The 12,620-nt window shown below is 73.5% G+C and carries 8 protein-coding genes; 4 read left to right on the top strand and 4 right to left on the bottom strand.

The window, feature by feature from the left end; all coding sequences use genetic code 11:
- Window positions 1–4: 4 nt before the first annotated feature.
- Together AC060K_RS14555 and AC060K_RS14550 are read right to left on the bottom strand one after the other, a co-directional pair.
- Window positions 5–3,877, bottom strand: a complete 3,873-nt coding sequence (locus tag AC060K_RS14555) for a phosphodiester glycosidase family protein (protein WP_483766118.1) — start codon at window positions 3,875–3,877, stop codon at window positions 5–7.
- A gap of 156 nt (window positions 3,878–4,033) precedes the next feature.
- Complete coding sequence (locus AC060K_RS14550) at window positions 4,034–6,118, bottom strand: SpoIIE family protein phosphatase (RefSeq protein WP_483766117.1); 2,085 nt, start codon at window positions 6,116–6,118, stop codon at window positions 4,034–4,036.
- A 160-nt stretch (window positions 6,119–6,278) separates the two neighbouring features.
- On the opposite strand from AC060K_RS14550, the gene AC060K_RS14545 reads away from it, so the two are divergent.
- From AC060K_RS14545 to AC060K_RS14535, 3 genes are all read left to right on the top strand, one after another.
- On the top strand, window positions 6,279–7,124 hold the full coding sequence (locus AC060K_RS14545; RefSeq protein ID WP_483766116.1) for an SDR family NAD(P)-dependent oxidoreductase: 846 nt from the start codon (window positions 6,279–6,281) through the stop codon (window positions 7,122–7,124).
- Between the two features lie 215 nt (window positions 7,125–7,339).
- The gene (locus AC060K_RS14540) at window positions 7,340–8,212 is read left to right on the top strand and encodes an oxygenase MpaB family protein (RefSeq protein ID WP_483766115.1); all 873 of its coding nucleotides are present in this window, start codon (window positions 7,340–7,342) and stop codon (window positions 8,210–8,212) included.
- 170 nt (window positions 8,213–8,382) lie between these two features.
- Window positions 8,383–9,738: an FAD-binding oxidoreductase gene (locus tag AC060K_RS14535; RefSeq protein ID WP_483766114.1), complete on the top strand. Its 1,356-nt coding sequence runs from the start codon at window positions 8,383–8,385 to the stop codon at window positions 9,736–9,738.
- A 3-nt stretch (window positions 9,739–9,741) separates the two neighbouring features.
- On the opposite strand, the gene AC060K_RS14530 is transcribed toward AC060K_RS14535, so the two are convergent.
- Window positions 9,742–10,410, bottom strand: a complete 669-nt coding sequence (locus AC060K_RS14530) for a response regulator (RefSeq protein ID WP_483766113.1) — start codon at window positions 10,408–10,410, stop codon at window positions 9,742–9,744.
- A complete protein-coding gene (locus tag AC060K_RS14525) occupies window positions 10,407–11,546 on the bottom strand; it encodes a sensor histidine kinase (protein ID WP_483766112.1) in 1,140 nt (379 codons plus the stop codon). Before AC060K_RS14525 ends, AC060K_RS14530 begins: the two co-directional genes overlap by 4 nt.
- A 185-nt stretch (window positions 11,547–11,731) precedes the next feature.
- Between AC060K_RS14525 and AC060K_RS14520 the strand changes: the two genes are divergently transcribed.
- Window positions 11,732–12,499: a DUF2306 domain-containing protein gene (locus AC060K_RS14520; protein ID WP_483766111.1), complete on the top strand. Its 768-nt coding sequence runs from the start codon at window positions 11,732–11,734 to the stop codon at window positions 12,497–12,499.
- Window positions 12,500–12,620: the final 121 nt, after the last annotated feature.

Genomic DNA, 12,620 nt, shown 5'->3' with positions numbered 1-12,620 from the left:
GCGGTCAGTCCCAGGGCGACCACTCGTGGCCGCCGTGACCCGGGCCGTCGTCGCCCGGTCCCGGGTGGTGCGCCGGGCCGTCGTCGTCCCAGCCCCACTCGAGGGCCTTGCTGGTGCCGCTCAGCGGGACCGTCTCGCGGCGCTGTTCCGTGTTCGCCTGGAAGACCAGCGTGGCCGTGGACGTCACGTCGGGCCGGGTGGGGCCGAACCGGACCGAGACCACGCAGGTCTCCCCCGGGGCGAGGGTGCGGCCGGAGCAGGCGTCCCCGTCGACGGTGAAGACGCGCTGCCCCTGCTGCTCCACGTGCGCGGAACGGATGCGGAGCGGCTCGGTGCCGGTGTTGGTCACCCGGACGTCCTGCACCTGACCCTCGGTGCCGGCCGGCTGCGTCGTGAACACGGGCGTCTCGGCCGACAGGACGGGACCGCTCGTGGAGGGCACCACCTCGATCGTCTCCGACGTCGTCACCGGGGCGAGCGACTCCGCACCGGTGAACTCGCGCATCGAGTCGTTCGTGACAGAGAGCGTGACGGTGCCCTGCCGCAGCGCGGTGAGAGTCCGCGTCTGGGGGTCGAGGACCGCGACCTTCCGGGAGCGCTTCGCCGCCTCGATCACGGCCTGCCCGCTACCGATCGCGAGGTTCGACGAGCCGGCCCAGTGGACCGACATCGGGTAACGCAGCGGCACCACGCGGCTGCCCTCGGCAACCCCGGACGGCTGGACGATGCTGCCGCTGATCGACGCGGTCGCACCGACCTCGACCGTCTCCGGTGCGCTGAGCGTGACCGACTGCGCGAACGCGCGGACGTCGGCCGTGAGCCACTGCCCCTCGGCGTCCTGGTGCGGGTCGACGGTCCAGTCGACCCAGCCGGTGAAGCCGCCGCGGTCCGGCGTGCCGTACGGGCTCTTGCCCGACGACGGGAGCACCACGAACGGCACGCCCTCGACGCGCTGGACGTTCGCGACCTGGGCGTGGGAGCCGACCATCGCCGCGCCCTTGCCCGACGCGTCACGGAACCCGGTGAGCAGCTGCTCGACCAGCGCGACCTCGTCGCGGTCACCGAGCTGCGACGAGCCCGCCGGGTCCGGGTCGTCCACCGGGTGGTGGGCGAACACCATGACGTTGTCCACCGACTCGTCCTGCTCGGCGTCGGCCAGCGCCTGCTGCAGCATGGGGAGCTGGTCCCACGCCGTGCCGCGCAGCGTCCCGAGGGCGCTGGCGAGCAGGATGAACCGCGTGCCCTTGTGGTCGAACGTGCGGTACGGCTGCCCGAACCGGGCGATCCAGGGCGTGAGGTCGGCCTGCACGTTGTTCAGCCCGTACGACTCGTGGTTGCCGGGCACGTAATAGCAAGGGATGGTCCCGGTCGCCGGGTCCGGAGTGCTCTCCGCGGGCGGCTCGGCACCCACGGGGATCAGGTCGCACCCGGCGTCGGTCAGGACCTGGTGCGCCAGGGCGACGTCCTGCGGCAGGCCGCGGTCGGTGATGTCGCCGTTGAGGACGAGCAGGTCGGGCTCGGTCGCCTTGATCCGCTCGATCGCCGCGGTGGCCACCTTCGTCAGCTCGGGGCTGTCGGCCGTGAACTGGACGTCGGACAGCGTGGCGAACTGCCAGGCGTCGCGGCCCTCGGGGACCCGGCCGTCGGCCGAGACCAGCGGGTCGGCACGCAGCTCGGGCACCTCGGGGAGCTCGATGGACGTCGGCACGTCGGCCTCGATCCGGTCGATCACGAACGTGCCCGCCTTCTGCTGCGCGACGGCCGTGTTGATCCCCTGGAAGCTCGAGATCGTGATCGGGAAGGACGCCCCGGCCGGCATCGTGAACGTCGCGTACTGCCAGTCCGGGCTCGGCACGAGCGCCGTCCCGTACACGCCGGAGCTCTTGCCCGTGGCGTCGTAGTAGCCCAGGTACGTCAGGCCGCTGGGCACCGCGATGCTCGAGCGGATCCGCACGCGCACGCGCAGCGGCTGGCCCTCGACCGGGACCCGCACCGCGGCCGACGTCGTCGCGATGCCGACGTTCCGCATGGCGTCGAAGTCCACCCGCAGGCCGTCGGGGTCGGCCGAGAAGGTCGTCGCCCTCGTGCTGTTGTTGCGCCAGCGCGCGAGCACGTCGTCGTCGAAGTCGTAGACGGTCACGTTCTGCACGCCCACCGTGATCGGGAGCGTGTCGGTGCGCCCGCCCACCGTCACGGTCAGGACCGTGCCCGCGGCCTTGAGCGGGGTGATGCGCAGCGCCCCGTCGGCCGGCTGGATGTCGACGACCGAACGGTCGTAGTCGAGGTCCAGGTCGCCGGGCTCGATGGGCGCCGTGTAGCCCTGTGCGTCCCGGCCGGTGACCCGCACCGTGACGGCGGCCTCGGGCCGCGCGTCGGCGATGGACAGGCGGTCGGTCGACAGCTCGACGGCGTCCACCGGGCCGAGCACCTCGACGTCCTGCGTGGCACGCTCGCCGCCCACCTGGGCGGTGACGGTGATCGATTCGTGTCGAGTGCTCTCTGGGGCCGCCAGGCGGCCGTCCTCGATCGTGGCGCGCGGTGCGTGCCAGCGCACGCTCGCCGGGTCGACCGTCACCGGGGTGAGGTGGTCGTCGGTCCCGCGCGCGACGAGCGTGCGGTGCAGGCCGGGGAAGACCTTCACGTCGCCGTCGGCGGACGCGGTGCCCGCGGCGGGCCTGACCAGCAGGTTGTGGAGCCGGCCGTCGCCCGGCGCGACGAAGACGCCGACGCCGTTGGGGTCGTTGCGCTCGTGGCCGTCGGACGGCACGTTGCGCAGGACGGCCTCGTCCTCGCCGAGCTCGCGGGCGACCATCGTCGTCGAACCGCCGCCGTCGAGGTTCACCGCCGTCTCGATGCCGAGCGCGACCAGGTCGCGTGCCTCCTTGTCGATGCCCACGCCGCCCTTGCCCGTACCGCCCGGGCCGTCCCAGGTCGCCAGGACGAGGGTGCGGCCGCCGTCCTTGAACCCGAGCGCGGTGCGCGGAGCGACCGAACGGTCCAGCCCCTCGACGACCTTGCCGTCGCGGACGATCGTGCCGCCGTTACCGAGCGCGAACTGCAGGTCGCGGGCCGCCTCGTCGGCAAGCTCGTAGCCGAGCGTGACCGGGTCGCCAGGGACCAGGGCGCGCAGGGCGTCCGCCGCCGTGTCCCGGCCGACCAGCCAGAAGGCGCCCTCGGGGATCGGCCCGGCACCCGCGGGACCAGCCGGCGCGACCGTGGCAACGACCCCGTCCTGCACCAGGACCTCGGCGAGCGTGTCCGTCGCGACCCCCGTGAACCCGCGGTTCCGGCTGTACTCGCCCCACGCGGAGGTGTAGGCGACGAGCCCGTTCGCGGGCACGCCACCGCCGTTCGCGGCGTTGATCGTCAGCACCTTGTGGTCGGTGCCGGAGAACGTCGCGTTCGCGTCCACCGTCAGGTCGGCGAGCTGGGCGATGCCGTCCTTGCTGACGCCGACATGCTGGCGCCCGCCGACGTCCGCCGTCTTGAGCAGCTCGCCGCTCTGGATCTCACCGCCGAGCGCGGCGTTGCTGTTGCCGATGTCGAAGAACTCACCGTTCACGCCGGCCACCGCGCCCGCACGGTTCGCAGCCTCGGTGAGCGGGCCGGCCGAGGCGACCGGCCCGGCCGTGAGGAGGTCCGTGCTGACCGCCCCTTCGGACAGGTCCACCGTCAGGAACCGCGCGTCGTACCAGCCGCCCTGGTCGACCGCCTTGAGGTGGCGCAGGCTGATGCCCGGACCCACCTCCTCGACGGTGTCGACGAGCGTGAGCCCGTCGGCGTGCGCCGCGGTCGGTACCGCTGACAGGACGGTCGTCGCGACCAGGGCCACGACCACCGACGCCGCGCGCCGGTGCCCCAGGACCATCGATCTCATGCCACTACCTCGTCTGGTGAGTGCCTCGCCGGGGTCTGCACCCCGTCGTGCCGCGCAGGTGTGCGGCGCCTGGCTCACCCTGGAGCGGTCCGGCGACGAAACGATGAATGCCCCGGGACATCATCATGAACATCGGGGACCGGGCAGACTCAGACCTCACGGACGCAGGCGGATCGCGACCAGCGCCACGTCGTCGCCGGGCCGGTCGGGGAGCATGCGGCGCAGGACCTCGTCGCACAGCTCTTCGAGGCCGAGCGGCGCGAGCTCCGCCAGGGTCTGCTCGAGCCGAGCGATGCCGTCGCGCAGGTGCTCGCCGCGCCGCTCGAGCAGCCCGTCGGTGTAGAGCACCACGGTCGTACCGCGCTCGAGCATCCTCACCGTCTCGACGCGGTCCACGTCGGGCCGGACGCCGAGCATGACGTCGGACGGTCCGGTGGCCAGCGGCGCCACCGAGCGGTCCGCCCCGATGACCATGGGTGGCAGGTGCCCGGCGCTCGACCAGCGCAGTCGCACACCGCCGTGGTCGTCGGCCTGCTCCAGGCGGGCGACCACGACGGTGGCGAGGGCGCTCGACTCCAGAGTCCGCTGGGCGCGGTCCACCTGCTGCAGCAGCTGAGCCGGGCCTGCGCAGGTGGTCACGGCGATGCTGCGCAGGGCGGTGCGGATGTGGCTCATGGTCGCGGCGGCTACGACGTCGTGCCCGGTCACGTCACCGATGACGGCGACCGTGCCGCCCCCGGGCTGGTGGAACACGTCGTACCAGTCGCCCCCGACCTCGGCTGCCTGCGCCGCGGGCTGGTATCGCACCGCGACCTCGACCTGGTCCGTCGGGAGCGGAGGAGTGAGCAGCGACCGCTGGAAGCCCTCGGCGAGGTGCCGCTGCTGGCGGTAGAGGCGGGCATTGTCGAGAGCGAGCGCGGCACGGGTGGCCACGTCCTCGGCCAGGGCGAGGTCCTCGGCCGTGAGCTTGTCCCGGCCCGACCCGCGGAACAGGCTCAGGGCGCCCACCGTCCGGCCCCGCGCCCGCATGGGCAGCGCCGCGGCCGACATGGGGGCGAGCAGGCTGAGCAGGTCGCGCGCCTCCCCCGGGTTCAGCACGGACTGGATCCGGCGGGTCGTGTCCGGGCCGTGGACCGGGACGGCCGTGCGCGAGGCCAGCGCCCGCCGGAGGAACGAGTCGTCCTTGAGGCTCGAGAGCCGGACCGTCGCGTACCGCTGGACGAGCGGACGAGCGTCCTCGTCGACGTGCCACCAGCCGATGTCGCGCAGCCGCCGCTCCGGCTGCACGTCTGCCAGCCAGGGCGCGATGTCGCGCAGCCGCCGGACGGCCCCTGTGCCGTCGTCGGCCTCCACGATGCTCACCACGCACCAGTCGGCCAGGGTCGGCACGACGATCTGAGCGAGGCGGGCCACAGCCAGCTCGACATCGAACGTCTCGGCGAGCTCGGCGCTCACCCGCGCCTCCAGGTCGGCGCGCTGCGCGGCCCGCGCCGCCCGTTCCTCGGCCTCGTAGTGCGCGGTGATGTCGAGGAAGTACACCGACAGGCCGTCAGGGCTGGGCCACACCCGTACCTCGTACCACCGGTCGAGAGGCGCCGGGTAGTGCGCCTCGAACCGGGTCTGCTCCCCCGTGGCCATCGCGTGGCGGTAGTGCCGCTCGAACTCCGAGCCGACGGCGGCCGGGAACAGCTCCCACAGGTCGCCGCCGAGGAGCTTCTCGCGCGGGTGGGAGAGGACGCGTTCCGCCTCCGCGTTCACATAGGTGAACCGCCACCGGCGGTCCACGAAGAAGAAGGCCGAGGGCATGGACTCCAGGACTCGCTGGACGTGCACCTCGCCGTCCCGCGCCGCGGTGGCGTCGAAGGCAGCGCCGACGAGCCGCACCGCCCTGCCGTCCTCGTCCGGGACTGCACGACCGCGGCCGATGATCCAGCGAGTGGTCCCGTCCGGGAGGCAGACCCGAGCCTCGGCCTCGTACTCGCCGCACGTGTCCTGCGCGCGCTGCAGCGCCTCACCGACACGAGCCACGTCGTCGGGGTGCAGCCGGCGGAAGAGGCTGTCGATGGTGTGGTCGAACGAGCCGTCGTCGTACCCGAACAGCTCCAGCGCCCGCCGGTCCCAGTACAGCTCACCCGTGGCCAGGTCCCACTCGAAGATGCCGATCTGGGCGGCCTGGACGGCGGCCGCTACGCCTCCGACCGCGGCGGGCAGCGGGGTCGGGAGGCCATCGCCTTGGCCCAACGGGCACTCCTTCTTGTCGAGATCTCGACCATATCCCGGGAAGACCGGGGTCCGCAGGGCGAGATGCGGGCTGACCTCGGTTTTCACCGCTCGCCGAGCCGCTGGGGCGGGACTGCCGACCAGGCGAGCCGGCCGCACAGCACACGGCATGATGTGCCCCATGACCAGCACGAACGCCCAGAAGACCGTCGTCATCACCGGTGCCAGCGACGGGATCGGCGCTGCCGCGGCCCGGCGGCTCGCGGCCGACGGCCACCGCGTCGTCGTCGTCGGGCGCTCGCGCGAGAAGACCGAACGCGTGGCCGCGGAGACCGGTGCGGACCACCACGTCGCCGACTTCACGCGGCTCGACGAGGTCCGCGCCCTCGCCAAGGACCTCCTCACCGCCTACCCCCGCATCGACGTGCTGGCGAACAACGCGGGCGGGATGTTCGGCGACCGCGCCCGGACGCCCGACGGCTTCGAGACCACCCTCCAGGTCAACCACCTGGCGCCGTTCCTGCTCACGACGCTGCTGATGGACCGGCTGGTGGAGAGCCGGGCCTCGGTGATCCAGACGTCGAGCGTGGGGGCTCGGCTGATCGGCGGGCGGATCGACCTGGACGACCTGAACCACGACCGGGACTTCCGGCCCGAGATCGCCTACGGCACGTCGAAGCTGGCCAACATCCTGTTCACCTCGGAGCTGCACCGCCGCTTCCACGCGGAGGGCCTGTCCTCGGCGGCGTTCCACCCGGGCGTCGTGGCGTCGGCGTTCGCCGCCGACAGCCACAGCTTCATGAAGCGCGTCTACACCAGCCGGCTCGGCCGGGCCTTCATGGTCACGCCGGAGAAGGGCGCAGGCCAGCTCGTGTGGCTGGCGGAGACGGAGCCCGGCACCGCGTGGCAGTCGGGCACGTACTACGAGAAGCGCCGGCCGGCCCGGCGGATGCACCCCCAGGCCCACGACGCGGACCTCGCGCGGCAGCTCTGGGACCGCTCGGCCGAGCTCGTCTCCGGCGGCTGAGGCTCGCCCGATCAGGAGTGGTGGACACCTGTCCCGCTAGCGATGTCACTCCTGGTGACAATGTCTACGCGGAGTGACAGACGGAGAACACCTCATGTTGCCCCGCCCCTCAGCGTCAACAGCGACGCCGCAGCGGCCGCACGGCCCACCAGCCCCCATCAGCCCCTACCGGCCGCACGTCGACCCGCCGTCGGACCTCGCGCCATACTGGCGCCATGTCCGTCGCGACGAACCCGGTCCAGCAGGCCCGTGCGCGGGTGGGCGAGGCGATCTTCCTGCGGGTGGCGGGACCCGACGGCTACGCCAGCCGCGACCGGATCCACCTCACCCCCGGCCCGCGCTGGTTCCCGCGCGGGAGCGCGGTGCGGATCGTCCACGCGGACGCCGCGACGTTCGCGGGCGGGCTGCGGGCGCTGCTCCTCCAGTCGCTGCACCCGCTGGCCATGGCAGGCGTGGCCGGGCACTCGGGCTACCGCAGCGACCCGTGGGGCCGCCTCGAGCGCACCGCGACGTTCCTCGCGGAGACGGTCTTCGCGACGGCCGACGACGCCCAGGCCGCCGTCGACCGTGTCCGCGCCGTGCACGAGCGCATCCGCGGCAAGACGCCCGACGGGACCCCGTACCGCGCGAGCGACCCGCACCTGCTGACCTGGGTGCACGCCGCGGAGGCCGACTCGTTCCTCACCGCCCACCAGCACTTCGGCGCCACGCGCCTGACTCCTGCCCAGGCCGACGAGTACGTGGCGCAGATCGGCCAGGTGGCCTCCGCGCTCGGCGCCCGCGACGTGCCTCGCACGGTCGACGAGCTCGCCGCGTGCCTGGACGCGTACCGGCCCGAGCTGCTGCCCACGCCCGAGGCGCTCGACACCGCCCGCTTCCTGCTGCGGGAGCCGCCGCTCCCCGGTCCGGTGCGCGCCCCGTACGCGCTCCTCGCCGCGGGCGCGGTCGCCACCCTGCCCGCCTGGGTGCGCACCGAGCTCGGTCTGCAGCGGTGGCCCGACGGCGCCGCGGCTCACCTCGCCGGCCGGGTCGCCGTGAGCGGGATCCGCTGGAGCCTGAACGCGACGGAGTCGCCGGCGCAGCCCTGAGCGGGGAGGCCGGCCGGCTGAGGGCGCAGGCACGATTCGCCGCTTGGCACACTCTTTTTCAGATGGGTGAAGTCGTCACATCGCCAGGCGTGCCCCAGGGTGCCGGGGCGCCTTCAGGTGCACGATGCCAAGGACCCCAGCGCCGCGCGAGACGACCCCAGGAGACCGCAATGACGACGGACAACGCCACGGACGCGACGCGGGACCTCACCGAGCACCTGGGTGCGGAACATGTTCTGGTGCCCGGTTCCCCCGGCTACGACGACACCGTGGCCATCTGGAACGGCGCGGTCGCGCACCGGCCGGCGGTGGTGGTCCGGCCGGAGACGGCGGCCGACGTGCAGGCGGCGGTCCGGGTCGCCGTCGGGCACGGACTGCCGCTGTCGGTACGCGGTGGCGGGCACGACTGGGCGGGCCGCTCGCTGAGCGACGGCGGGCTGACGATCGACCTCTCGGCGATGCGCGGCGTTACCGTCGACGCGGACGAGCGGGTCGCCGTCGTCTCCGGTGGCGCGTCGATCGGTGACGTCATCGCCGCCACGGCACCGCACGGCCTTGCGGCCGCGACCGGCACGGTCGGCGCCGTCGGGTTCGCCGGGCTCACCCTTGGCGGCGGGTACGGGCCGCTCGGCGGGGTCGCCGGGCTCGCCCTCGACAGTGTGCTGGGGGCCGACGTCGTGCTGGCCGACGGGCGTCTCGTCACCGCGGACGCGGACCACGAGCCCGAGCTCTACTGGGCGTTGCGTGGCGGCGGCGGGAACTTCGGGGTCGTCACGTCGCTGACGGTGCGGCTGCACGAGGTCTCGACGGTCCTCGCGGGGTTCGTGTTCTTCCCTTGGGACCAGGCGGCGGACGTCTGGCGCGGCTACGCGGAGCTCGTGGCCGACGCGCCCGACGAGCTCACGGTGCAGACCGGCGTGCTCAGCGGTCCCGACGGCTCGCCGCTGGTCCTCGTGTCACCGGTGTGGTGCGGTGACCCGGCCGACGGCGCGCAGTGGGCCGAGCGGGTGCGCCGGCTCGGCACCCCGGTGATGTCACAGCTCGCACCGATGAGCTACCAGGCGATGCTGGGCCTGTACGACCCGCACATCACCAACGGCCGCCACTGCACGGGACGCACGCGGACGCTGGCGACGCTCACCGACGACGTGATCGCGGTGCTGACCGAGGTGGGCGCGAACCGCACCTCGCCCACCTCCGGCATCGTCGTCCACCACTTCCACGGGGCGGCGGCCCGGGTGGCGGCGGACGCCACCGCGTTCGGGCTGCGGCAGCCGCACCACATGATCGAGATCGTCGCGTCATGGGAGCCGTCCGAGGCGGCCGCACCCCACACGGCCTGGGCGGACCGCACGTCGGAGGCCTTGGGCGCGCACGCCCTCCCGTGGAGCTATCCCAACGTGCTCGGGCCCGACGACGCCGACCAGATCGCTCACGCCTACGGCGGCAACGCCACGAGGCTCGTCGCGGCGAAGCGGCGCTACGACCCTGAGGGCGTGTTCACGGCGATCCCTCTGCCCGTCTGACCGTCAGCCGTCCCGGACGGCGCCCTCCTCGGGGGCACGATCCATGAAGCCGCTGCGGTAGGCCCAGACCACCGCCTGGGTGCGGTCCCGGACGTCGAGCTTGGCCAGAAGGTGCTTGACGTGCGTGCGGACCGTCTCCGCGGAGATGAACATGGCCGCCGCCATCTCGGTGGTGGTCCGGCCCGCCGCGAGCGCCCGCAGCACGTCGGCCTCGCGGCCGGTGAGGGTAATGCCGGGGGCGGCGGGCCGCCGGCGGGCGTGGAGCCGGAAGAGACGCCGGGTGACGGCCGGCGAGAGCAGCGCGTCGCCTGCGGCGACGGTGCGGATGCCGGCGACGAGCTCGTCGGGGGTGGCTCGTTTGAGGAGGAAGCCGTCGGCGCCGGCGCCGATGGCGTCGTCGACCACGTCGTCGAGGTCGAAGGTGGTGAGGACGAGCACGGACGGGCGCGGCGCGGGCCAGGAGACGATCTCCCGGGTGGCGGAGATGCCGTCCCGGGCGGGCATGCGGATGTCCATGAGGACGACGTCGGGCCGCAGGCGGCGGGCGAGGTCGACGCCGGCTACCCCGTCGGTGGCCTCTCCGACGACGGTGAGGTCGGGCTCGGCGTCGACGAGCACGCGCAGGCCGCCGCGGACGAGGGCGTCGTCGTCGACGAGGAGCACGGTGGTCACGGGGCGGTCCGTTCGGCGGGCTTCCTCAGGGGCAGCGTGGCCCGCACGCGGAAGCCGTCGTCGTCGGGGCCGGCCTCGAGGGTGCCGCCCTCGAGGCGGGCGCGCTCCCGCATGTTCGCCAGCCCGTGCCCGGGTACGTGTTCTGGTGGGGTGGGCCGGGTGCCGGTGCTGCGCACCTCGGCGACGATCCACCCCTCGGCCTCCGCGGCCGTGACGTGGATGGGTCCGGTGGCGTGCTTGAGCGCGTTCGTCAGGGCCTCCTGGACGATGAGGTTGAGCGTCCGTGACGTCCCCTGGTCCAGGTCGATGCTGGGCAGGTCGAGCCGGACCGTCCGGCCGGTGGCGCGGACCCGCTCCGCCAGGAGGTGGAGGTCGTCGTCGGCGCCGTCCGAGGCGTCCGGGTCGGCTCGGAGGAGCAGGTCGAGCCGCTGCAGCGCCTCGCGGCCCACGGTCTCCACGTGCCCGAGCGCCTCCTGCGCGAATACGGGGTTGTCGTGGAACACGCGGCGCGCGACTCCCGCCTGCAGCACCATCACGTTGACGGCGTGCCCGAGCGCGTCGTGCAGGTCACGGGCCCACCGGGCCCGCTCGGCCTCGACGGCCCGCTCGGCCTGCGCGTCGCGCTCGCGCCGCTCGCTCCTCAGCCGCGCCTCGACGGCTTCCGTCCGGACGCGTCGCGCGTGGACCACCTCGCCGGTGACCGTCGCGAAGAGGACGCAGAGGGTGATGCTCGCCAGGTCCTGGGTCGTGCCGGGGTCGCGTGAGAACAGTGCGTAGCCGGCGACGCCGAGCCCTGTCACGACGAGGGCCGGGACGCGCAGCCCGCGCCGGGGTGCGGCGAAGCACGCGTAGAGGGCGATCCAGACGGGCCACTGCACGGCGGCCACGGTGTAGCCGGCCGCGGTGTTGAGCACCACGACTGCCGCCGTGACGGCGAGGACCGCGAGGGGCGCCCGGCGCAGTCCGGCCAGCGACAGCATCGACAGTGCGACGAACGTGATCGCACGGGCATCGGTCTCCCGGTACGAGGTGTCGTCGGGAGCGAGTGGGCTCAGCCCGCTGAGGATGATCGCCACGGCGAGCAGGAACGCGGCGACGGTCCAGGTGGGGTGCCGCCGGGCGGGCGCGGAGGGCATGCTGCATCCTGCGCCACGATCGTGGGTCGCCACCAGAGCCGCGTCGGCCGACGGCGGAATCTCCCCCATCCGGGGTAGTCACGCTCCCCCGGATGCGGGTACGGGGCCGACCCGTGTGGAGGGCGCGGTCGACCTGGGCGGGCTTCTAGCGTCTGACGCATCATCCGCTCTCCCTGGGAGTACCCATGTCTGCTGACGTCGCACGCGTCCGGTCCACTCGTCCGGCTCGGGCGTGGTTCGCCTGGTTCGCGCTGACCTCGGTCGTGATCGCGGTCTTCGCGCCGCTCCCGTACCTCACCAGCTCTCTGTCCTCGCTCGCCGGGAGCTCGGACGCCGGCCTCGCGTCGAACTATGTCGCCCGCCCGCCCATGATCCAGGCGGCGTTCTACGTCCATGTGGTGGCCGGCGGGATCGCGCTCGCCCTGTCGCCGCTGCAGCTCGCCGCCCGGGTACGGGCCCGGTCGCCGCGCCTGCACCGCGCCGTGGGGCGGGTGGTGATCGCGGCCATGGTCGTGGGCGGCCTGTCCGGGATGGTGCTGTCGACGGTCAACGAGGCCGGCGCGGTCGGCACGGCCGGGTTCGGTCTGCTCGGCGCGCTGTGGGTGACGTTCCCGGTGCTCGCCCTTCTCGCGATCCGCCGTCGTGACGTCGCGGCGCACCGGCGGTGGATGGTGCGGGGCTTCGCCCTGACCTACGGCGGGGTGATGCTGCGGCTGTGGCTCCTGCTTCTCCTGGGCGGCCAGGACGCGCTCGGCGTGCCGGGCGACGTCGCCTTCGAGCGGGCCTACGCGCTCGTCACGTTTCTCGCCTGGGTGCCCAACCTGGTGGTCGCCGAGCTGTACCTCCGCCGGGGCTCCCGTCGGATCGCCCCTGCAGGTCCGGCAGGGACGGTGCGACCAGGAGGCCCGGCCGCTGAGGAACATGTCGTGAGTACGGATGGTCACCCTGCGTGACATTGTCGACCAGGAGTGACACAGCCAGAGGCACACGGGTCCTTCCCACGGCGTCCGGAAGTACGGCGTCACCAAGAGCAAGGTCCCCCGCACCGGCCGTCGCCGGCGCCCAGCGCGGCTC

This window comes from Antribacter sp. NEAU-D49 (genome assembly GCF_057158775.1).
Note: the sequence above shows the minus strand (reverse complement) of the source record. Positions and strands in the feature narration are given on the sequence as shown.